Genomic DNA, 22,924 nt, shown 5'->3' on the forward strand with positions numbered 1-22,924 from the left:
GCTTAAAAATTTAAAATTGGTGGGCCCACCAGGGCTCGAACCTGGGACCAGACGGTTATGAGCCGTCGGCTCTGACCAACTGAGCTATGGGCCCGCATTCACCAACTTATGTTATTTTAGCAGTTAATCCCCAACGCGTCAAGGATTTACAAAATCAGGCAATACCTCTAAACATGAAGCATTCCCTTTCTCCATTCCGGAGAATCCCATTAGGCAGGAATAAACTGCCCTTATCTACAGATATGGATTCCCTGATTCCCGGATAATAAGTTATCACTGATTAATCAGAGTCCTGGCCGATTTTTTAAGCTTTGTAAGGGCCTTTCCTTCTATCTGACGGATTCTTTCCCGCGTTACATCAAAATAGCGCCCCACTTCCTCCAAAGTCCTTGTTCTACCATCTTTCAGACCAAAACGAAGTTCAAGGACCTGCCGTTCTCTTTCTGTAAGTTCCTGAAGAAGCTCATTGATTTGTTCTTTAAGCAGAATGGATCCGGCAACATCATCCGGAGCTATTGCTTCGTTATCCTCTATAAAATCCCCAAGATGGGAATCTGCTTTATCACCAATTGGAGTTTCCAGGGAAATCGGGTCCTGTGCAATTTTTTTGACTTCCCGGATTTTGGACGCAGTTACCCCCATAGCCTTAGCCAATTCTTCATTGGTAGCCTCGCGACCTTTTTCCTGAAGAATCTGTCTTGATATCCGGTTTAACTTATTGATTGTTTCCACCATATGTACCGGGACACGAATCGTACGGGCCTGATCGGCAATAGCCCGGGTTATGGCCTGACGAATCCACCAGGTGGCGTAAGTGGAGAATTTATATCCTTTTGTATAGTCAAATTTATCTACAGCCTTTAAAAGCCCAAGATTTCCCTCCTGAATCAGGTCAAGAAACTGAAGTCCTCTACCCAGGTATTTTTTTGCAATGGACACAACCAGTCTCAGATTTCTATCAGCTAATTCCTGTTTTGCCGCTTTTGCCTGAGCTCTTTCTATTTCTGTTGCGTCATGACGCATTCCCTTCTGGACGGCTTTTGCCAAAGCAATTTCTTCCTCGCTGTCAAGAAGCTTTAAAGCTCCTATTTCCTTCAGGTACATTTTAACGGGGTCATCAATCGTTAAAGAGGCATCCATATCCGGAGATGCTTCGGTTTCAGCTTCGGATTCTGCTATTTCACTCTCGATAAGTTCCAGTTCCTCATCAGAAACGTCTATATCGAAACTGATTTCATAATTGTCGTCATGAAGTGCCTCGTAGAGTGCCGACAGCTCATCCTCACCCAAGTCTTTTTTCTCGACCAGATGCATGATATCCCTGTTGGATATGATTCCATTTTTTGAATTTTTCTTTAAGTCACTAAGCCATTTATCCGGTATTATAGACGATTCAGACATATAAATTCCCCTCCCGAAAAGGCCGCTGATTAAAAAATAAATTTATCCCTTAACCGATCACGCTTTTCCCAGCGCCATGATCTCCCTGCTCAGCCGGATACACAGGAGCTGCTCATCCCTGGCCTTTTCCGGATCAGTTACCATCAGTTCCTGTGCACGTTTCGTATGCATCCGGTATTCTTCCTGAAGAAAGATTTTTTTCAAAGGGATAATATATTCTTCTTTGGGAACCAGTCCAGGCTCATCTTCTTTCATTCGAAGCTCGGCAAATCTGGATATATCTTCTTCCGCCAGGTTTTCCTCAATTGCCCCGTCAAAAAAAGATATTCCCTTCCGGCTCAATTCCCTTAAAATATCTGCCACCTTCCCATAAAAGTCATCTGCAAAATGATAATCATCCAGTTCCTCCCAGCCTTCCGGAAAAGAATGATAATTGATGCAGTAATTCAACAAACCCGCTTCCAGCATTTTCTGCCTTTTTTTATCCGGGTTATTATCTATTGTCTCCGCCTCTGAAGGAACGTTCTGGGAAATATAAACCCTGGAATGATTTTTTCTGGAATAAACAAGAGCTTCGCTTCGAATCATCCCTTCATCCATATGCATGGCCCTGGCCATTTTTTTGATGAAGGAATTAAACTGAAATGTATCCCCCTGCCCAAGCAATATGGAAAACATCGTCTCCAGAATGCTGTGCTGCCCATCCAAAGTAGTACTATCATACCGCTTCAGCAGAGAATGAAACAGGAAATCAATAGCCGGTTCCGCCTGCTTTACCGCCTCCAGATAAGCCTCTCCACCATGAAGATTCACGAATTCATCAGGATCCTTGCCCTCTCCCAGATGAACGACCCGCAGCTTAAGGCCCGTGGGAGCTGCAATTTCCAGTGCCCGCTTCGTGGCATTCTGCCCGGCATCATCCATATCATAACTGAATACCACTTCGTCAGCGTACTTTTTGAGAAGCCGCGCCTGCTCAATAGTAAACGCAGTTCCCAGAGATGCCACTGCGTTTGTTACTCCGTGAGCATGAAGAGAAATAGCATCCATATATCCTTCCACCATAATGGCCTGCCGTTTTTTACGAATCGTAGGAAGAGCCTGATAAATGGCGAAAAGGAGCTTTCTCTTATTAAAAACAGGAGTTTCCGGCGAGTTCAAGTATTTAGGTTTACTGTCATCCATGACCCGCCCGCCGAACGCCACAATCCGCCCCTTCAGGTCCCAGATGGGAAACATGCAGCGGTTTCGGAACATGTCAAAATAATGCCCGTTTTTATAGCCGCATAACCCGGATTTAACAAGGATACCGGCATCAATTTTCTTTTTTTCCGTAAAATCCTGATAAAGGCGATGCCAGTCCGGCGGAGCAAAGCCGAGCTTGAACTGATCAATGGTTTCTCTTGACAGATGCCGTTTTGCGAAATAATCAAGTCCGACCTTTCCCATCTGTGTCCGCGTTAGGCAATTATGGAAATAAGAGCCTGCCAGCTCGGTGGTATTATATAATTTTTGAGCTAGAACCGCTCTTTCCTTTTCTTCTGGCGTGATTTCCTTCTGTGGAATTTCCATGTGTGCATATTGTGCAAGCTTTTCAACAGCTTCCGCAAAATTCAGATGGTCCATCTTCATCACAAAATCGATGGCATTACCGGACTCATGACATCCAAAGCAATAATAAAACCCCTTTTCAGGAGAAACGGAAAAAGAGGGGGTTCTTTCAGGCCCATGAAAAGGACAGGACGCGAAGTAATACCGCCCTTTCTTTTGCAGCTTTATGTAAGAACCAATCAAATCTACCAGATTGATGTTATCTCTTAATCGTTGCAGAAATTCCTTATCAAAATGTGCCATAATTCTCCCTGGAATCCCGACTATTCGTTACAATAAATAATTATTCCATAATAAAAACAGACTAAGGAAGCACCGATGTTTAAGGGAATCAAAATAACTCACTTATCGGTGCTTCTGAAATATCATCTGAATTCAATTAATTTTTCACGGCTGCGCCGGCGGTCAACTGGCTCCAGCGGGCTGAAAGTATACTCATATAAACCTGCGGCAGCAGGCCAAAGCTGGCGAGAGAATAACCATCACTAACCTCTACAAGAAGCGTTTTTCCTGTTTCCGTTATGCCAAAATCAATAGCATATCCCGCCGGCTGCGTATGGTATGCCCTGACGGCTTCCTTTAAGATTTTGGGATCCGGAAAAACATCCCAGCGGCCTCTATATGGAGTGAGACCAACAATTTTACCTTTAAGTACCCACAATCTCCATTCAGAAACAAAATTTACCTTTTCACTGCACCAGACATCTATATCTTCCAGACCGCCGCCAAGTTTGATCAAATCCTCGGATTTATCAAGAACAGTCCCACGAAAGCGCTTGATGTCTTCTACCGGTTTGACAAATACATGCCAGTCATCCGGGTGGCTGGTGATCGTAAAAAGAGTGGATTTCCAAATCTTTCTTCCTGTAAAAGACATCAGTTCTTCGGGATAATCAAGAGGAACCAGTTTAATGCCAAAACGCTCAAGTGCCACCTCCACATCGGAAACAGTACCAATCACAGGATCTTCCGGGGCATTATCGGTAATCGAATAAACAGCCTTATATTTAACAACGGGTATTCCCATCTGTTTACAACCGGCAAAAGCATAGTAACAGCCGGGGTCATAAAACTCTCCCGTATGGCTGATGCGGATAAAAGCTTTCATGGACTTCCTCCGGAAGAATAAAATACACTACTATATGTTTAATGATATCATCAAAGTTATATTTTTACCAGTACTGCATATATTAATTGCATAAATACAGGATAAAAAAGGATATCCCCCAAAGGAATATCCTTTTCCAATTACCAGAAATAAACTAAAGCAAATGCTGCCACAAGGAACCGATAAACGGCAAAGCCGGTTAAAGTGGATGTATTAAGGAATTTCAAGAACCACAGGATTGAAATATATGCCACAACAAAAGCGGTTGCAAAACCGACTGCCAGCACTCCTAAATCTGAGAATGATAAACTCCCAATGACTTTTAACAAATCGTAAAAACAGGCCAGAAACATAAGGGGAACTGCCATAATAAACGTGAAATCAGCCCCCGCCTTCCGGGAAATACCAAGGAGAAGACTGCCGGCAATCGTGCTGCCGCTTCGGGAAAATCCGGGCCACAGGGAAAGGCACTGGAACAGCCCAATGATAAAAGCCTGTTTCGTAGTAATTTTATCTACCTTGGTAACAGTAAAAGCCCTTCCCTTTCGAATTTTTTCAGCAAAAATCATAAATATGCCGCCAAGAATCAATCCCACGATGACAGTTGTCGGACTGAAGAGATAATTCTTAATAAAATCGTGAAAGATAAGCCCCATCAAACATGCAGGAAACATGGAAATACAAAGATTAAAAACAGAAGGCCCCTTTTTCCGGAACCAGTGATGCGTATTCAGAATGAAAGTAAACTTATTATGATATACCACCAGCACAGAAAGAATGGCGCCCAGCTGGATAAAGACATCAAAAAGATCTGCCAGTATCCCCTCAAAGCCGAGCATATGACCAATAATGATCATATGTCCCGTAGAAGATACCGGAATATATTCCGTAAATCCTTCCACAATACCTACAATGAAAGCGCAAAAATATTCGTACACATTACACCCCGATAAACGGTAAAATTCACAGGAAAATATCTATCTTAATGCTTCGGATTTAAAGTACTGATTACACCATCCACCTTATTATTCAGGAATCCAAACATCAATATGCGTTTCCCCCCGTGAGAGAAATAAATATAAGTAGTTTTCGGGCTGCTTCCACTGACGTCCATTTCGACCCGTTGAGGTGCACCATAGACGGCTTCTACCGTAGACACATCATCACCCAGTGTTATTCCACGAGATGTAACCATGCGATTATCGGTCAGGAGTAGAGCCGAAATATCCTGCCCTTTGGCTGTCAGCCGCACTGCATAACCGGCATAATACCATATCTCCTCTTTAGGGTTTGCAATTTTCTTTTCCCAGCTGCCTGAATCACGAGTTGTAAAGCGGTCTCCAGGCCTGAAACCGGCAATGTATAAATCCCTGTCAGGCAGAAAGCCTTTCTTCGCAGAAGAAGTCTGATAAGCCGGATGAGTAATATTTCTATTTTTAAAAAAAATGCGGATATTGGAAACCCGGTTATCTTTCACAGAAAAATCGATTTCCTGATTATCCCGCCAATAATTGAAATAAAAATTTCCTTCTGCTTCATTCCAAAGAACCTGATTCGGCCTCCCGTAGCCGCGAAGCACATCTTCCCGACTCGTTCCGATTCCTGTATTTCTGGGCGTACATCCTTCCCCTTCAGCCAGCCGGATTTCCGTAATTCCCGGCCGGATAGAGCTGAAATCGGAAGGCAGATCCGTTCGTCCAGTATATTTCAACAGAAACGGATTATACCGTCGTATTTCCAGCCCTTTCCAACTGTACTCTTCCATAACAGGCCCTCTTGCTATAGAATCGGGCGTCCCTTTTAATTCGATACTGTGCTTCAAAGAATCCTCAAGGAAGATTCCCCCGATGCCAAAATCCGCACTTCCAAGAGGAGATAAATCAAGGGGACCCGGATGATTCTCTTTTGCCCTGCCCCTCTGGGAATTGGCATCATCTTCATTTAAAACTGATCTGGAAAGTGCTCCCAAAGGACTTTCATCATGAGAAGAACCATTTCTTTCCTGCAGAGCGGGCGGTTCTTCTGCCCCGGCATACAGGAATCCCTGCGGAAATAACACCAAAATAGATAAAGCGGCCAAAACATTTTTCATACTGAATCTCATGATAGTCACCTCACTTCTCAAACCATACACCTTATTATGCTTGCCCTGTATCTATCTGTCAAGCAGAAAACGACACTGCCCAAAAGGCAGTGCCGCTTCAACTTACCTGAAAATTTTCCTATGCACTAAAATATAAATCATTCCGGATTCATTTCTGTAAGGAAACATAATCCCGAAATCATTCAGATTTTCTATGTTTATCAACGAAACGGGCCATCCGTTCCAAGGCTTCCACCAGATTTTCACGACTTGCCGCATATGAAATACGGATATGATTTTTCCCCTGGGGGCCAAAGCAGCTTCCCGGTACAACGCCGACCTTTTCCTCTTTCAGGAGCCGGTCCGCAAATTCCTCATCATTCATACCGGTCACGCTGATATCCGGGAAAATATAAAATGCTCCCTGGGGCTTAACCACAGAAAGCCCCATTCTGCACAAACCATCATAAACAATATTTCTTCGAGCCTCGTATTCCCTGAACATGGCTTTCACATCATCATTACAATATTTGAGTGCGGCAATAGCACCATACTGACTGGTCACACTTGTACAGAGAATTTCATATTGATGAACTTTATATACCTGCTGCATGATTTGTGCCGGTCCACAGATATAGCCAACCCGGAGCCCTGTCATGGCATAGGATTTAGAAAAACCATTCATGACAAGAGTCATGTCGCGCATGCCGGGAAGAGATGCAAAGCAGGTATGTTTTCCTTCATAAGTCAGGTCACAGTAAATTTCATCAGAAATGACAATCAGATCATGTTTTTCAGCAAAAGACGCAACTGTAACAAGAGAGTCTCTATCCATGACTGTGCCTGTAGGGTTATTCGGATATCCGATGAGTATGGCCTTTGTTCCGGGTGTAATATTTTTCTCAAGTTCTTCCACAGACAGGCGAAATCCATCTTTGGCATAAGTAGGAACAAGAATCGGTTTCCCATGAGCGATAGAAACACAGGCCGGGTATGCCAGATAAGCAGGGTCCGGAATCAGGACCTCATCCCCCGGATTCAAAATGGTAGTCAGGATTGCACCAATAGCTTCAGAAACCCCGACCGTCACCATGATTTCATCATCCGGATTGTATGTCACACCATAACGGGTTTCAAAGAGTTTGCCGATTTCTTTTCTTAGTTCAAGAAGGCCCCAATTGGAAGTATATGATGTCTCTTTTCTTTTCAAGCTGGCTATACAGGCTTCAATTACCGGTTCTGGTGCGGAATAATCAGGTTCCCCCACGCCAAGAGAAATGACATCCTTCATCGTGCTGGCAAGATCAAAGAATTTACGGATACCGGAAAATTCCACGGTCTTAATATTCGATGCGACTTTTGAGTCCCAATCCATCATTAAATCCTCTCTACTTCAGAATATAACAGGAACACTCCGCATATCGGGATACGGAATGATGTTTACTTCGCAGAAGCCACCTTTTCACCAAGTTCCTCGCATTTTTTCAGCGAGGGCTCATCCGGATAACCATAAGCCAGAAGCGGCTGGGCGGGAAATACGGCCCCCGCAAAATGAAGTTCATTATACCAGGAATTCAGCCATGCGCCGCGGCTCCAGCCGCAAGAACCGAAAATCCCCATAATCTTGCCTTTCAGATAGGGCTTTAACTTATCGCAAAAAGGCCGCATTTGTGCCTCTTCTATCACTTCAACGCCCCACGCAGAACAGCCAAGTATAATATGGTGACAAGTATTTCCAATTTCGACAGGATCCACATCAGAAACCGGGGCCAGAATTACTTCCGCACCTGTTCTTTTCGCGCCGACTGCCACAGCTTCTGCCATAGCTTCTGTATTACCTGTTGCCGAGTAATAAACCACCGCCACTTTATTTCTCATATGGAAACCCTCCTTTTCCATGTAAAAAAAGGAGCGCTCTGAAGAGAACGCCCTTTTTCCGCTTTCAATTATGCCTTTGCCACGGTTTCACCCAGAGCTTTGCATGCTTCCAGTGCATCATCATCCGGATAGCTGTAAGCTTTAACCGGATCAGCAGCCAGTTTAATTCCAGCTTCATCGAAACGGTTCTTCCAGTTTAAAATCCAGTCGCCCTGATTCCATGCATAGGAGCCAAAAATCGCAACAACCTTGCCGCCAAGCTGCGGGAGAAGTTCTTCAAAGAACGGTTCGAATTCATATTCTTCCAGTTCTTCATTTCCCATTGCAGGGCAGCCAAGGATGATATGATCAAATGCTGCCACATCTGCAGCGGAAGTATCGCTGACGAAACTCAGTTCTGTTTCTGCGCCTGCTGCTTTTGCGCCTTCTTCTACTGCCTGAGCCATAGCTTCCGTATTACCGGAACCGGACCAATATACAATTGCAATCTTTGCCATTTAAAATTCCTCCTGTCAATGCAAAATTAAAAATTTGCTTACTTCTTTATCTTACTGATTCAAACAGCTCTTGTCAATTTGAAAATCACCGGTTATTCAAATTCAGTCAAAGAAGTACCTTTCTTTGATAAATCAAGCAGGCTTCTCTGCCTGGGCAGTTTACGCTTTGCCACCATCTTCTTTAATGCGTCCGTAATGTCCGAACGGTCCGCGTCACAATTAAAAATCCCAAGAGTGTTGAAATATCCATCGCATTGAAGTACCACCACGTAGGCTTCCCTATAAATGATATCATTTTCCCTGGTTTCCTTGACAAAAGCCCCTTCCCAGCGTGGATATTTATCGTCTTTGACTTTGACCAGCGGAGATGCCCCTGTAAATATGACCCCATCAGCAGAGAGCTTCCGGTTCAGATAAGCTGCAATCACATCCATCTGCTCTTCCGCGGAGTCATTTTTATGTTTGATTTCACCAATTTCCAAAAGATAAGGAATACCAACTTCATGGGACATGGCCCAGCCGTAAGAAAAATCAGGCCCATCCTTGTAAGTCATCGTATAGTATTCGCTTTTGGCAAAGCCATTACGCGTAAAATACCGGCTTGTTCCCCCTTCGCTCATGAAAGGAAGCGCACTTTGAGCTCCTATGGTAAAAGAAATATTTTTAGGGACCGCCATGGTTCCGATACCTCTCAAGGACAGCAGGTCAGCAGCGTTCACTGAGCAGGGAGCAGCAAGCAGCGAAAGAATCGTAAAAAGACCAATTATAGTAGACCGCTTCATGCTTACTTATCCTTATCCTGTTTCTTTTGAATTTTTGCCCAGGAATCACGAAGCCCTACAATGCGGTTGCAGACAATATGTCCTTCCGTGGTATCTTTATCAATAATAAAATACCCCTTACGCAGGAACTGGAAGCGATCCCCTATTTTATAATCGAGGATTGCCGGTTCCGCTTTACTGTGCATAACAACCAGAGAATGAGTATTGACCTTTTCCATGAAGTCCCGGCCATCATCGGTATCATCAGGCGGAATCAGGTAATCGTAAAGTCTGGTATCGATATCTACAGCCTTGTCAGCACATACCCAGTGCAGAGTCCCTTTTACTTTTCGATCTGCCCCGGGAGTACCGCTCCTTGTATCAAAATCAACGGTGCAATGAATCTCTTTTATGCTGCCATCTTCATTTTTAACGACTTCATCACATTTAACGATATACGCACCCTTCAGACGGACCTCCTTGCCTGGAGTCATGCGGAAGAACTTCTTCACCGGATTTTCCATGAAGTCCTCTTTTTCAATATAGATATTTCTGCTGAACGGAACCTGACGGCTTCCCATGGCCTCGACTTCCGGATTGTTTTCCATAGTCACATATTCAACTTTATCTGCCGGATAGTTGGTAAGAACAACCTTGACCGGATCAATAACAGCCATGATTCTTGGAGCTTTGGCTTTCAGATCCTCCCGAATACAGTATTCGAGAAGAGATACATCAACCATATTATCAGCCTTGGCCACACCAATCAGATCGCAAAAATGACGGAGAGATTCCGGTGTATAGCCTCTACGGCGAATACCGCTGATCGTAGGCATACGAGGGTCATCCCAGCCGGATACCAGCCCTGCTTCTACCATCTTGCGAAGCTTTCTCTTACTGGTGATCATAGTGGTCACATTCAGGCGGGCAAATTCAATCTGCCTCGGTTTTTCCTTACCTTCATAAGCCTGGAGACACCAGTTATAAAGAGGACGTCTTTCCTCAAATTCAAGAGTGCAGATGGAATGAGTAATGCCTTCAAGAGCATCCGAAAGCGGGTGTGCAAAATCATAAAGAGGATAAATACACCAGGTGTCACCGGTACGATGATGGGTTGCATGGAGAATACGATAAATAACCGGATCTCTCATAACGACGTTCGGAGATGCCATATCGATTTTAGCACGCAGGCATCTTTCACCATCCTTGTACTTTCCTTCCTTCATCTCCTGGAAAAGTTTCAGGTTTTCTTCTACAGAACGGTTTCTCCAGGGGCTTTCCTTACCGGGGTGTTCCAGATCCCCGCGGGTATCATGAATTTCCTGGCCGGTCTGGTCATCCACATAAGCAAGCCCCATACGAATGAGCTTGCAGGCAAATTCATAGAGTTCAGGAAAATAATCCGAAGCATAATGAACCGGTTCTTTCCATTTGAATCCCAGCCACTTGACATCTTCCAGAATGGAATTTACATATTCCACATCTTCTTTCGTTGGATTTGTATCATCGAAACGGACATTTGTTTCACCGTGATACTTTTCGCCAATACCGAAATTCAGGCAGATACTCTTTACATGCCCTATGTGCAGGTAACCATTTGGTTCCGGCGGAAAACGGGTCAGCACCCGGTCATTGGAATATACATGATTGGCAATATCTTTATTGATTTCCGCTTCAATAAAATTGGCGGCTGTTTTATTCTCTTCCATTTCATCTTCCTCCATTCATAAAAACAAATAGTTATTTTGTTATAATTATACCACAAATCTATCGATTTTAATTGGTACGGATGGGGATTCTACGCAAAACAGGCGATTTAATAAATCCTTCAAATTCATCAGACATGGCAATCTATTCTTTATGGTATAATACCATTAACCTATAAAGAAAGAAGGTATATTATGCAAAGACTCGTATCTTATAACCTGAATGGACTGCGTCAGTGGGGTATTTTAACTTCAGACGGCAAGTTGATCTATCCGGCTGAGGAACTGGAAGAAACTTACTTTATCCCACTGGGAGAAACAATGGAGGAGTTCATCCAATCCGGTGAAGAAGGCCTTTTAAATCTGGCAAAGGCGCTGGAGCTTAATGCAAAAGACAAATCCATCGAACCGATCCCGCTCAGCACAGTTCGCCTTGAGGTCCCGTTTTATCCGCAGAGAAATATCCTCTGCGTTGGCAAAAACTATCAGGCCCATGTCAAGGAATTTGATCAGAATGTCAACGCCAAAAATCCGGAAAATCCCATTTTCTTTACCAAAGCCACCACTTCCGTTATTGGCCCGGATGAGGAAATAGACCGTCATCCTTATGCTACCAGTCAGGTAGACTATGAAGGTGAGCTGGGTGTCATCATCGGGAAACGCTGCACCAATGTAAGTGCGGAAGAGGCCATGAAATATGTCTACGGCTATACGATTATAAACGACGTAACGGCCAGAGATCTGCAGAAAAAGCATATCCAGTGGTTCCGTGGCAAGAGTCTTGATACCTTCTGCCCTATGGGACCAACAGTCATGATTGGAGACTGGCCGGTTCCCTTCACAATTTACACCAAAGTAAACGGTGAGCTTCGTCAGGAAGGTTCCACTACGGACCTGATTTTCCCGATTGCAAGACTGATTGAAGTCCTTTCAAGTGGAATGACCCTCCTGCCCGGAGATGTCATAGCAACCGGCACTCCCCAGGGTGTAGGCATGGGCTTTAATCCCCCAAAATTCCTGCAGCAGGGAGATGTCGTCGAAATCACGATTGACCCAATTGGTACCCTTCGTAATACGGTAAAATAATATTTTCATAATAAAACAGACGGGCTCAATCCGAAAGCCTGTCTGTTTTTTAGTGATTAAGATTATTTATTTTACAGGGAAAGCTCTCACCCTTTTAAAATAGACGGCACCCGCCAGCAGTAGTTGAATCATTCCCGCAAAAACATAAACCTCCCATATTCCCAGAGATATGGAAACCGCAGCAGATACAAGAGGGCCAATCATATTTCCAAACTGCTGGGCCGTATTGGAAAGGCCAAAAATCCTTCCCCTGAAATCGGAAGGAGAATATTTTACGAGTGCCGCATTGAGGGAGGGGTTGACACCAATCACAAAGCATCCCACCAGAAACTGGCAAAGTCCGAATCCCCAGACAGAATCCGGAATGGACTGGATTATGGTCAATGTACCTGCGGCCCCAAGAGTTACAAATATAGCCCGGTAGTAACCTCTAGACTGACCAAACTTTCCCCAGAGAGTCGTAGTCAGGGCGCCGGCGATACCACCGCTGGACATAATGATTCCTGCTGCCAGTTCAATATTTCCCGAATGAATCATAATATTTCCTACATAAATAGCCGTTACCGGCTGAATCATCAGAATAGTTGTCTGAAGCAGACAGGTGATCAGGAGAAGTCCACGGAGATCATGGTTTCTCCAGACATAAATCAGGTCCTGACTGATCGATGAAGACTCTTTCATCTCCGGGGTAATTTCCTTTTTAACTTCGGAAACAAAAAGTATGACGGTCAGGGCCACAGCCCACAGAAAAGCAGCCGACAGGAAGAAGGTGTTCCTCATCCCCATTACATGAGACAGGGCCCCGCCCATGAGGGGCCCGCAGATACCTCCGACCACAAGTGAAGTCTGGGCCATTCCGAGAGTAACCCCCAGTTTTCCCGGTTCTGCATTATCTGAGATAATTGCCATGGCAGCAGCCACAAAACCATTGGCAAATCCCTGAAAAGCGCGGGCAGCAAGCAAATGATACTGATTCTGGCACAAGCCGCAGAACAAATATGAAAATCCCAAAAGAATAGCAGCCCGGACAGCCATTCTTTTTTTACCGCCCGAATCCGCCAGCTTTCCCCAGAGAGGGCCCATAACTGCAGCAACCAGAAAACAGATTGAAAAAACAAATCCTGCCCAAAGGGACAACTCTTCAGATGGCACGCCAAGCTGTCCCAGATACAAAGGCAGAAAAGGAATAACCATGGTATATCCTGAGGAAACGAGGAACATACTGGCTATTAAAATGATTATGCTTTTATTTCTAACCAAAGTTCCTCCTTTCAAAGGCAATAAAATCATTCATCTGCGCGCAAAACAACAGGATTCTATATTTACTTTAAACTGTCAAGCCAGGCCATGGCATCATCCAGCATATTTGTTGTGACAAAATGTCCCAGCAAAGGATAGGTAATATGCTGCACATGCCCTCCCGCAGCCTTTAAAGTTTCATAAAAATGGGCCTGAGCCCTGGGATCGATGGATGTATCGCTTTCCCCGTTCGTCAGGAATATGGGAATCCCGGTCATGTCTTTGTTATGGGCAAGAGGAGAACGATTTTCTATTTCAGTATACATCTCCCAATCCGGTTTCATGTATACGCCAAACCTGGCCTGGATAAAGAGATGGGTCAGCAGCCAGTCTCCGGATCCATTAAACGAAACAACCGCTTTTAAATCATCACCATAACGGCTGGCAATCCCAAGAACTGTCATCCCGCCCATAGAATGACCCAGAATGACCGGTTTACCCGATTCCCTGCCCCTGATGAACTCTAAAAGCTCTGGAAACTCATCCACATTTTGAAATATGGTTTTCCAGAAGATCTGATAATCTTCAACTTTATAATAATCGCAAAGCCTGTCACGCAATCCATGATTGATGGCATCAGGCAGGTATACAGTATACCCGTTAGCAGCAAGAACCGCAGCCTTGCTGAGCTGGTATTCGGCCCGACTGCTCCAGCCATGATAGAAGATGGCCGGTCCCAGACTTTCAACAAGTGGATGGACAATAATGACAGGAATATCCCTGCAAAAAGTCCTTTCAATGTTCAGTCTGATCATGAACATCCGGTACTCCTTTCAGTTCAGGATAAAAATAATCTGTCCATTTCCAGCGGTTATGAAGCCAGAACCATTCCTCCGGATACTTATAAATCCATTCTTCCAGTCTTTTGTTGATTTTATCCGTTATATTCTGAATAGCTTCCTTCTTCTTCAGCCCGGATTCGGCTGTGATAGGATCTCCGATAATGATTTCATATTTCCAGGGACCGGTCTGGTGGATAAGAGCTGTCATGACCGGAAGGCGGGTAAGAAGAGAAAAATGGGCAGGTCCTGTAGCGGTCAGTGTTTTCTGTCCCATAAAATCGGAAAGTATACCCGTATCGCCGGGATCCTGGTCGCACAAAAGACCCACGAAGAATCCCTCTTTGAGCCTTCTAAGCATATCCCTGACACCAGTCTTGTATTCAACCACCTGACCTGGCATCGATCGATATTCGCAGAGAAAACGGTCAAATCCTTTATTTTTCTGCTTCATTGCCACCGAAAGAAGAGGGTACCCGTACAAAGCAAGAGCCGCCCCTTCGATTTCCCAGTTTCCACAATGGGTTGCCGCCAGAACACAACCTTTCCCTTCCTTGACGAGTTCATCCAGCTTGTCTTTGCCCCGTATTGTCACATAATCACTGATATTATCCTTTGTTAACAGCGGGAAGCGAAACATGGATATGCCAAGGGGACCAAACCGAACGGAAGATGATTTGGCAATCTGAAGTGCCTTATTCGGATCCCTTGTTATTCCTGCACGAATGATGTTATCCACTGCCAGTTTTTTCCGTCTGGATGGTACAAAAGTCCAGAAAAACTTTCCCAGTCCACGCCCCATGGCCTCAGCGGCTTTGGGTGAACTATGACAGGCAATCCATCCAAGAATCTTAAGCAGTCTATAGGTTGCACTCATAGAAAACCTCATAACAGAAATAAAAGAAAATACAAGGTCCTGTCCCTGAATAGAAGGATAGCGAACCTTGCATCTTCCAGTTTATTGTCTTTCTAACATAAAGACAGGTTGATTCATAAATTAAAGCAGATTTATTCTTTTTCCAAAGCAGCCAGCTTTTTCTCCAAAAGGCGAAGCTTCTTCATCATTTCCGGAAGATGGGATACAGCCACTTCCACCCTGCCCCACTGAGCATGGGTCCTTGCAGGATAGCCAATATATACACCCGGTTCCTTAATTGAACCAATGACGCCTGCTTTTCCCCCGAGAACAACATTGTCCGTAATATTTATATGTCCATTAACCCCTGCCTGTCCGGCAAGAATACAATGGCTGCCAATAGTTGTACTTCCGGCGACACCGGTCTGGGCACAGATAAAACAGTCTTCTCCAACCTGCACATTATGGCCAAGATGAACAAGATTATCAATCTTAGTCCCCCTGCCCACTACCGTGTCATTCAAAGCCCCGTTATCTATAGTTGAACCTGCACCAATTTCACAGTCATCTCCAATAATGGCTTTCCCCAGCTGGCGTATATGGTGATGATGTCCCTGTTCATCAGTGGAGAATCCGAATCCCTGTCCCCCGATAACCGCATGAGCCCGCAAAACCACCCGGCTGCCGATTTCTGTATTCTCATGAATCACGCATCCGGGATTGATTTCACAATCCTCACCGATATGGGCATTTTTCCCAATATAAGTATATGGATAAATGATGGTATGATCGCCGATTACAACCCCATCATCAATCACTGAATAAGCCATGATGCAGACATCTTTGCCAATTTCAGCCGTATCACTGACAATAGCAGTCGGATGAATACCCGGTTTCACATGGTTTTCAGGATGAAAAAAATCAACCAGCTCCCCGAAAGAGCGGCGGCAGTCAGGAACAACAATCAGGTTGCGTGTATAATGAGCAGGAAGTTCATCCACCAGAATGACCCCCGCCTGCATCTCTTCTATATGTTCCGCATAAACACCCCGGGCAAAGGTAACATGGGATGGACCTGCACTTTCCGCGCTGCGCACGTCATCAATGAGAACTGATTCATCACCGTAAAGCGTGCCGCCTACAATCTGAGCCAATTCGCCTGCTGTTTTTCTCATAATCCGCCTCACTTAGATGCCGAAGAAGCTGCTTTGGATGATCCTCCATCCATTTTAGCCAATACTTCGTCTGTAATGTCGACTGCCCCACTCGGTACAGCCATTTTGTTCATAACGATTCCAAGATTCTTTTCTTTTGCAATGGAACTGCACTGAGACTGAATCATGGATTCAATCTGTTTCTGCTTGCTCTGAATAAAAATCATTCTTTCCTGCTGGGCCGATTGTACTTTCTTCTGCATATCCGCATCGGAAAGGCCCTTCTTCGAATCCTCTGCCAGACGGGCACTGATTTCTTTATCCTTGTCGGTAATCTCCTTCTGGATTGCCTTGATTTTAGGCGACTGGGATTCGATTTTCTGATAATCAATAACGGCTACTTTATGTTCACTGCCGCAACCGGAAAATACGGCTGCAAAAGCAAGTAATCCCACGCAGGCCATCTTTTTCAACACAGCCTTATCCATTTATTTCCTCCTGCTTTATATTTACAATCCGATTAACCATATCTCCGGTTACATCGGTCGCGTTAATATTGGCTTTGTACTTTATAAAAATCATATCCAGCTGCTTATCAGAAGCGACACGAGCCGCTTCCGTCTCTATATCAGCCATAATCTGCTTTTTCAAATCGGCCATCTGCTTCTGCTTGGAATCAATGCGGAACTGCCAGGCTTTGTCCCATTCCTGATTACCCGCATCAAAGCTCTGTTCGATCTTCTCTAACTGCACTTTATTATCAGATGCCAGCCTCTTTTTAATGTTCTCAGCTGTAACGCGGGAGAATTCAGTAAGATCCGATTCAGCCTTTTCCTTTGCATTTTTCATCTGATTGACTTCGTCCACTGTCCATCCAGTCATCTCGGCTTTTTCACGGGACGCCCGAAGCTCCATCAGGGCATGAAGTCTATCCTTAATCTTTTCTTTTTCTTCCCCTGTCACACCAAGAATGGTAAGCTTCATCTGAAGATTGGCCATTTCCGCCCTTTCTTCCGGTGTCAGCGTTTCCAGATTCAAAGAAGATGATGCAGCATGTTTTTTGGAAATATCAGAGTAAAGCTTCTTAAGACCTTCATTCAATTCGTCTTCTTTGGACTTTACTTTGGCTTTCAATTCGTTTTCTGCTGCCAGCCGTCGCGTCTGATCAGACAAAGCGGCATTGATCCTTTTCTGTTGAGAAGCGGCCTGAATCAATCGATTCCGTTCATTCCGGTATTGTTCCAATAAGTGGTTATATTCAGTTTGCAATTTGAAATAGCTGCTGTACCGGGGATGTGCTTTCACCATTGTCTCCAGGTCGGCCACACCATAATGGACGGCAGGCGGAGGAGCCTCCTCTTTCCTGGCTCCACAACCGGAAAAGGCAAAAGTTAAAACAATCATCGCCGCTGCAGCTATTCGGGCCAAAGAGCCGGAGCGCATGGTGACCACTCCTGTTACTTACTCTGGGAAGCTGCCGCAGACTGTGCAGAGGAAACAGATTTATTCAGTGCTTCAGACACTTCTCTGGTAATATCGGTGCCGCCATAAATGACAGCGGATTTATCCACTACCAGAGAGAGACCCTTTTTGGAAGCTACAGATTTTACAGCACCGGTTACCTGATCTTCCATATCCTTTTCAATGGCAGTCCGCTTCTGGTTGAACTGCTGCTGCATATCAGCGAAAAGCTTTTCCTTATCCGCATCGGACATGCCGGCGGATTTTGCATCAAACTCTTTCTGCATTTCTTCTGCGGTCTGTTTCATTTTGTTCTGATAATCAATGGCAAGCTGCCCGTTGGAAGAAATCACTTCTCTCTGGTCAACTACGCCAATATCCGTAGTTGGCGCAGCACTGGCCGTATCCCCCATGGATACCACAGCCATCACGGCTACGGATGCAATAAATACGCCTGCCAGGGCGAAAGAGAAAATCTTAACATTCTTCTTGTTACCAAGAGTTGTCATCATGATTTAAATCACTCCTTTATAAATTGGCTACAAGTCGCAGCCATTTCCCATCTTCATCATTATACACATATTCAAGAGTCATGTAATTATGAATTTTATAGGAAAAACCAAATTCATTCTCATCCTCTTTAAAATCCCGCTCATAACGGAGCGAAAATTTATTTCCCAGGGGAATTACACCAAAGGCATGATTGCTGTTCTCTGAAAAATTATATTTATATCCCAAGTCCATAAGGCCCCGGAAATGATGATAAAAGCCGCCATATACATCCCAGTCCACTGGCCCGGGATAAAAACGGGCTTCCCCGAATACCACATTGTTTCCTCCCACAAAATGACCGAGCATTCCCTCAATCGTAGTATTGCGGTTTCCATCACGACCGGCATCAAGCCAGGCTTCGGTCCGGATAATCCAGTGGTCAGTCAGGGCATCTACTACAAGTGCAGTTTTTTCCCCCGGAATTAGTCTTGCCCTTGTTTCAATACCATACTTTTCAACGAAAAAATCTTTGCTCAGTATGCCATTCATGTCAGCGGCAATCTTAGCCTGATTCCTGCTTACAAAGCCGATGGGAAGACCCTCCAGATTTTTGAGAGCAGCTTCTGTTTCCTCTACTGCCCTCAGCATAAGAAGCCGCGGTACAGTAGATTTTTCAAGAGTAAGGCGGGTAGAACGGATAATATCTCCCTGCGGAATCAGGTAAATCTTTACTTTCGTATCCTCGCCTGAATGAACCTCAAAATTTGCCTGGAACTCCGGTAAAATCTGCTTCAGAAGATCCCGTCCTGCCGACTGGGAAACACTTTCCGCCCATCCTACGGAATCAACAGGAAGCCCGATCAGAAGATTATTCATAAGAACCGGTACTTCCGCAGTATCCGCTTTAATATACCGTTCTGCATCTCCTGAAAGATTTCCATAATCGATTTCCGTATCAACATGACGGATTATCCGGCCAACCGGTTGAAGAGATACATTGACCGATGTATTTCTTCCATAATCCACAGAAAGGTCCGAAACCACATAACCTATAACCACGCGGTTAATGATATCGGCAATCACTTTGTTGTATTCGGCACTGCTCAGACGAAAAAGATTTTCCTCTTTTCCGGTGAGTATACGGTTCCCAATAGAAGAAATACTGGAAATAATTCGTTTTTCCACAACCGGTGGGACATCTCCATCGGTTACAGAAAGATGGACATTCACATTCTGAATAGGGGCGGCATAAACATTTCCGGAAAAATTTCCTGTCAGCAGAAGCATAACCGCCCCGCAAACACACTTTTTTAAGGAAGAAATCATGTTCCTCCCCTCTCAATCAGAACTGGGTACCAAAGCTGAAGTGGAACTTGTTCTGATCACCATGACCATAGTCAAGACGGATCGGTCCAATCGGGGTCTGGAGACGAAGGCCCACACCTACGGACCAGTTCAGGGAATCATCATCGTCATACCACGGAATCTTTCCATCATCGATATCCCAGGTACTGCCGGCATCCGTAAAGACTACGCCCTGTACCTTCTTGGCAATCGGGAAACGATATTCCAGTGTTGCCGCATACATTTTCTTGCCTTTGAACTGATCATCTTCATAACCGCGGAGAGTATTGGAACCACCAAGATCAAAGAGGTTGCCATATGCCACATCTCCATCGATATAGCCGCCCATCACGCGCAGAGCCAGGATATGTCCATTGCCCAGCCCCTTATAGAAGCGGCCCTCTGTGGTGAATTTATAGAAATCATAATCCCCGCCAAGTCCATGGCCGCCATACTGGAGGGCAAAAGAAATACGTCTGCCACGGCTCGCGTTGAAGTAATTATCGCGATTATCAAATACATGGGTAAAGGTAAAGCTGTTTGTAGTTTTAAAATTATCAAAAATAGCTTTATGCCAAGCATTTTTCATGTCATCATAGTCTTTATAGCCATATTTGGTAGCATTTTTAAATTTATTTTCCGCTCTACTACTCCATTCAAATCCATCATGATCATCATAGGATTCTTTGGAGGATTCAAAGTTGAAATAGTTGGTGCGGTATTCGCTGCTTACATGACCCCAGGTAAGATTCCAGCCTTTTCTCCTCTTATCATATTCTGCAATTTCATGACCATCAGCATCATAGTCATCATACGTGTAGATACGATTGAAAATGGATGCTCCCAGGGAGTCACCGTTGGAGTTGATCCAGGGCCTGGTATAAGAAATGGTATAGTTCTTACCATCACCGGCGCCGCCGAATTCCCAGTGGAAGTTGACTTTATCACCGGTTCCACGGAAATTGGTATCTCCGACTTCGACGATACCTACCGTACCATCGGAATCAGAATAGCCGGCACCGACGGTAATAACGCCGGTCTTCTGTTCAATGACATCGATTTCGATGATGACATTATGTTCATTTTCTTTGCCAGGAAGCAGTTTCATATTGACATCTTCGAAATATCCGAGGTTGTAAAGTCTCTCCATGCTTCTGCTTGCCAGGAATTTATTAAAGGGCTGGCCTTTTTTCAGCTTCAATTCACGGGTAATAACCTTATCTTTCGTCTTGTCATTGCCAACAAGAACAATATCCTCGACATTACCTTCTGAAATATTTACATGAAGAAGTCCATCGGGAGAAACCTGTACATTTGGAATGGAAACAAGCATATACCCCTGTTTCAGGTAAAGACTTTCAATTTCCTTCAGCTTCTGATTAACAAGGACAAAGTTGAGAACGCTGTCCTGGGGAATATTCATAATGGATTTCAGATAATCCCCGGTAAATACGGTATTACCGGAAAATTCCACATCATGGACAACCGGATTGGAAACAAGCCGGTAAGTAATGCCTACACCTTCAGGAACGGCATTGAATGCCGGAGTGATCTGGGCAAATACGCCGGTAGACCCAAGGGAGGCCACATCATTACGGATACTTTCTTCACTGATCTGCGTTCCGGGCTTGCTCTGAAGCAATGGCGCAAGCTTTGGCTTGACTTCTTCAGGAATTCCGGAGAAATCAACGGAAGTGATTTTCTTTCCCACCTGTGCTTCAATGGCGTCATCATCAGCTTTTGTCAAATACAGGGATGCATCCCCTACTGCCACGGTCTGCTGAGACTGCTGAACCTGAAGCGAAGATTCTTCTACTTTGTTCTCAGTTTCATTGGAAATCTGCCCGGACGAACCGACTGTCTGACCATTTTTTACACTGATCATGGCGCTCTGTGACATATTCCCCTGACCAGCGGCCATATCAGGGCCATCAGCCCATGCTCCTGCTCCGGTAACCGCAGAAAGGAATGCGGCCATGAGAAGAGCTTTTTTGTTTGCAAAAGTAATCATAAAATCCTCCCTTATTTTGAGATATATACTCTGGCATCATTTTTATGTAAAAGTCAGGCCTGCCCACGCAGAGCCCTGCCTGCTTCTCCAACAACACTTTGTATTTCCTTATCTGACAATGCCGGTGCAGCCGCATGATAAGATGGAACTGCAGATGGCTGCTCAGCCTGCATATTTACAGACTCATTGAAAACCGGAGCCGATTTGACCTCAGATCCCGCCTCCCCGGAACCGGTATTTTCATCAGTCTTTTCCTTCAGTACCACCTCGGTTTTATCCGCTTCTGATGCGAACCCGGATGATTCTGACGAACTGACCTCATTAATAACAATTTGGACCGGTTTAGGCTGAGGCTCTACCGACGAATGAAGCAAATTCCAGAATGCATTGATACCAAGAAATATGCCAAACGCAGCAAACATGGCAGCAATCCGGAGTCCCCAGCGTTTTGCAGAAGATTCCTTTCTGGTCTCGTGGAGCCGCTGCATCTCTGCCTGCGCCATAATCAAATTGATTTCACCGGTAATTTCCTTATTGCTGGAATAGGAACTTTCGGCTTTTTCAAGCCACTTCCTTACAGCCCGGACCCGCTTTATCTTATCCCCTGACATAATACCTCCCAATAATAGAGAAATATACCTGCATCTTAATGTGCTTAGACAATTTCCTTATTATTACATAATCAGAAAAAGAGAAGTATAAATGAACGGCTGTTAATCAGATAATTCTTCTATTTTCATCAATTTCCTTTCAAATTCAAATAAATACTCATTGTAAAGTCATTTTCTTTCGTGAATCAACCTGGAGAGCATTCCCCGGAGACGCCGAATTCCTCTTTTTTCCAGTCGGTAAACATAAGCCGTGCTGACGTCCATGGCATCTGCAGTCTCCTGAGCAGTCTGCTCCTGCAGATAAACACTCCTTATGACATCCTGTTCTCTTACAGGAAGACGATTTACGGCCTGACTGATTCTGGAATGAAGTGAATTTCTGTCAGCCGTTTCAAACGCCGTATCCGGGCCTGCCTTGGAAAAGAAAACCTGTTCTTCTTCCCCATCCTCAAGCAGAATTTCACGGCAGTTTTTCTGCAGGAAGTCAATCATCCTGCCACGGACGCGGTGAAGAGCATAAAGGGAAAAGGCCACTCCCGCATCGGGATTGTATTTTTCCGCAGCCTCCATCAATCCTACTGTTCCCTCCTGAATCAGGTCAAGCGTAACGGCTTCCTGAAGAGAATACTTCATGGCCTCACGAAAAACCAGCGGCTGGTAATGCTCAATCAGCGACTGCCTGGCCTCAATTATGCCGCACTTCTTATATTGATTCCACAGGTCAGCTTCTTCTTCCCTGCCAAGCTTTCGAATTGCAGAAAGAGAAGCCATATATTCTTCAAGCAT

The 22,924-nt window shown here is 44.7% G+C and carries 22 protein-coding genes and 1 tRNA gene; 1 reads left to right on the plus strand and 22 read right to left on the minus strand.

What is annotated here, in order from left to right:
* Positions 1 to 17 precede the first annotated feature (17 nt).
* The 11 genes from VZT47_RS01020 to VZT47_RS01070 all read right to left on the minus strand — a co-directional run bounded on the left by VZT47_RS01020 (position 18) and on the right by VZT47_RS01070 (position 11,048).
* Positions 18 to 94 (minus strand) — tRNA-Ile (locus VZT47_RS01020).
* 179 nt (positions 95 to 273) lie between these two features.
* Positions 274 to 1,401, minus strand: coding sequence for an RNA polymerase sigma factor RpoD (gene rpoD, locus VZT47_RS01025; protein ID WP_330223112.1), 1,128 nt, complete (start codon positions 1,399 to 1,401; stop codon positions 274 to 276).
* A gap of 57 nt (positions 1,402 to 1,458) precedes the next feature.
* The gene (gene dnaG / locus VZT47_RS01030) at positions 1,459 to 3,255 is read right to left on the minus strand and encodes a DNA primase (RefSeq protein WP_330223113.1); all 1,797 of its coding nucleotides are present in this window, start codon (positions 3,253 to 3,255) and stop codon (positions 1,459 to 1,461) included.
* A 136-nt stretch (positions 3,256 to 3,391) separates the two neighbouring features.
* On the minus strand, positions 3,392 to 4,120 hold the full coding sequence (locus VZT47_RS01035) for an ATP-grasp domain-containing protein (protein WP_330223114.1): 729 nt from the start codon (positions 4,118 to 4,120) through the stop codon (positions 3,392 to 3,394).
* A gap of 140 nt (positions 4,121 to 4,260) precedes the next feature.
* Positions 4,261 to 5,058 carry an undecaprenyl-diphosphate phosphatase gene (locus VZT47_RS01040; RefSeq protein ID WP_330223115.1) on the minus strand — a complete coding sequence of 266 codons (798 nt, stop codon included), beginning with the start codon at positions 5,056 to 5,058 and terminating at the stop codon, positions 4,261 to 4,263.
* 44 nt (positions 5,059 to 5,102) lie between these two features.
* Entirely contained in the window at positions 5,103 to 6,212 is a 1,110-nt protein-coding gene (locus VZT47_RS01045) for a hypothetical protein (protein ID WP_330223116.1), read from the minus strand.
* Positions 6,213 to 6,402: 190 nt separating this feature from the next.
* Complete coding sequence (locus VZT47_RS01050) at positions 6,403 to 7,578, minus strand: pyridoxal phosphate-dependent aminotransferase (protein ID WP_330223162.1); 1,176 nt, start codon at positions 7,576 to 7,578, stop codon at positions 6,403 to 6,405.
* Between the two features lie 65 nt (positions 7,579 to 7,643).
* Positions 7,644 to 8,081: a flavodoxin domain-containing protein gene (locus VZT47_RS01055; protein ID WP_330223117.1), complete on the minus strand. Its 438-nt coding sequence runs from the start codon at positions 8,079 to 8,081 to the stop codon at positions 7,644 to 7,646.
* Positions 8,082 to 8,149: 68 nt separating this feature from the next.
* Complete coding sequence (locus VZT47_RS01060) at positions 8,150 to 8,578, minus strand: flavodoxin (RefSeq protein ID WP_330223118.1); 429 nt, start codon at positions 8,576 to 8,578, stop codon at positions 8,150 to 8,152.
* A 92-nt stretch (positions 8,579 to 8,670) separates the two neighbouring features.
* Complete coding sequence (locus VZT47_RS01065) at positions 8,671 to 9,360, minus strand: hypothetical protein (protein ID WP_330223119.1); 690 nt, start codon at positions 9,358 to 9,360, stop codon at positions 8,671 to 8,673.
* Between the two features lie 2 nt (positions 9,361 to 9,362).
* The gene (locus VZT47_RS01070) at positions 9,363 to 11,048 is read right to left on the minus strand and encodes a glutamine--tRNA ligase/YqeY domain fusion protein (protein ID WP_330223120.1); all 1,686 of its coding nucleotides are present in this window, start codon (positions 11,046 to 11,048) and stop codon (positions 9,363 to 9,365) included.
* 192 nt (positions 11,049 to 11,240) lie between these two features.
* Here VZT47_RS01070 and VZT47_RS01075 point away from each other — a divergent pair, with 192 nt between their 5' ends.
* Positions 11,241 to 12,131, plus strand: a complete 891-nt coding sequence (locus VZT47_RS01075) for a fumarylacetoacetate hydrolase family protein (protein ID WP_330223121.1) — start codon at positions 11,241 to 11,243, stop codon at positions 12,129 to 12,131.
* 66 nt (positions 12,132 to 12,197) lie between these two features.
* On the opposite strand, the gene VZT47_RS01080 is transcribed toward VZT47_RS01075, so the two are convergent.
* The 11 genes from VZT47_RS01080 to VZT47_RS01130 all read right to left on the minus strand — a co-directional run bounded on the left by VZT47_RS01080 (position 12,198) and on the right by VZT47_RS01130 (position 22,924).
* Entirely contained in the window at positions 12,198 to 13,391 is a 1,194-nt protein-coding gene (locus VZT47_RS01080) for an MFS transporter (RefSeq protein WP_330223122.1), read from the minus strand.
* Positions 13,392 to 13,453: 62 nt separating this feature from the next.
* Positions 13,454 to 14,185, minus strand: a complete 732-nt coding sequence (locus VZT47_RS01085) for an alpha/beta hydrolase family protein (protein ID WP_330223123.1) — start codon at positions 14,183 to 14,185, stop codon at positions 13,454 to 13,456.
* Positions 14,166 to 15,086, minus strand: a complete 921-nt coding sequence (locus tag VZT47_RS01090) for a lysophospholipid acyltransferase family protein (protein WP_330223124.1) — start codon at positions 15,084 to 15,086, stop codon at positions 14,166 to 14,168. Before VZT47_RS01090 ends, VZT47_RS01085 begins: the two co-directional genes overlap by 20 nt.
* Positions 15,087 to 15,217: 131 nt before the next feature.
* Positions 15,218 to 16,240: a UDP-3-O-(3-hydroxymyristoyl)glucosamine N-acyltransferase gene (lpxD, locus tag VZT47_RS01095; protein ID WP_330223125.1), complete on the minus strand. Its 1,023-nt coding sequence runs from the start codon at positions 16,238 to 16,240 to the stop codon at positions 15,218 to 15,220.
* A gap of 8 nt (positions 16,241 to 16,248) precedes the next feature.
* Complete coding sequence (locus VZT47_RS01100; RefSeq protein WP_330223126.1) at positions 16,249 to 16,707, minus strand: OmpH family outer membrane protein; 459 nt, start codon at positions 16,705 to 16,707, stop codon at positions 16,249 to 16,251.
* Positions 16,700 to 17,623 carry a hypothetical protein gene (locus tag VZT47_RS01105; protein ID WP_330223127.1) on the minus strand — a complete coding sequence of 308 codons (924 nt, stop codon included), beginning with the start codon at positions 17,621 to 17,623 and terminating at the stop codon, positions 16,700 to 16,702. The genes VZT47_RS01100 and VZT47_RS01105 overlap by 8 nt, the downstream gene beginning before the upstream one ends.
* A 53-nt stretch (positions 17,624 to 17,676) precedes the next feature.
* On the minus strand, positions 17,677 to 18,192 hold the full coding sequence (locus VZT47_RS01110) for an OmpH family outer membrane protein (protein WP_330223128.1): 516 nt from the start codon (positions 18,190 to 18,192) through the stop codon (positions 17,677 to 17,679).
* Positions 18,193 to 18,208: 16 nt separating this feature from the next.
* On the minus strand, positions 18,209 to 19,459 hold the full coding sequence (locus VZT47_RS01115) for a Tat pathway signal sequence (RefSeq protein WP_330223129.1): 1,251 nt from the start codon (positions 19,457 to 19,459) through the stop codon (positions 18,209 to 18,211).
* Between the two features lie 55 nt (positions 19,460 to 19,514).
* Positions 19,515 to 21,527 carry a BamA/OMP85 family outer membrane protein gene (locus VZT47_RS01120; protein WP_330223130.1) on the minus strand — a complete coding sequence of 671 codons (2,013 nt, stop codon included), beginning with the start codon at positions 21,525 to 21,527 and terminating at the stop codon, positions 19,515 to 19,517.
* 53 nt (positions 21,528 to 21,580) lie between these two features.
* On the minus strand, positions 21,581 to 22,138 hold the full coding sequence (locus tag VZT47_RS01125) for a hypothetical protein (protein WP_330223131.1): 558 nt from the start codon (positions 22,136 to 22,138) through the stop codon (positions 21,581 to 21,583).
* 168 nt (positions 22,139 to 22,306) lie between these two features.
* Complete coding sequence (locus VZT47_RS01130) at positions 22,307 to 22,924, minus strand: sigma-70 family RNA polymerase sigma factor (RefSeq protein ID WP_330223132.1); 618 nt, start codon at positions 22,922 to 22,924, stop codon at positions 22,307 to 22,309.

Origin of the sequence: Dialister sp. (assembly GCF_036343215.1) — a bacterium.
In the GTDB taxonomy this organism is placed as follows: Bacteria; Bacillota; Negativicutes; order Veillonellales; family Dialisteraceae; genus Dialister.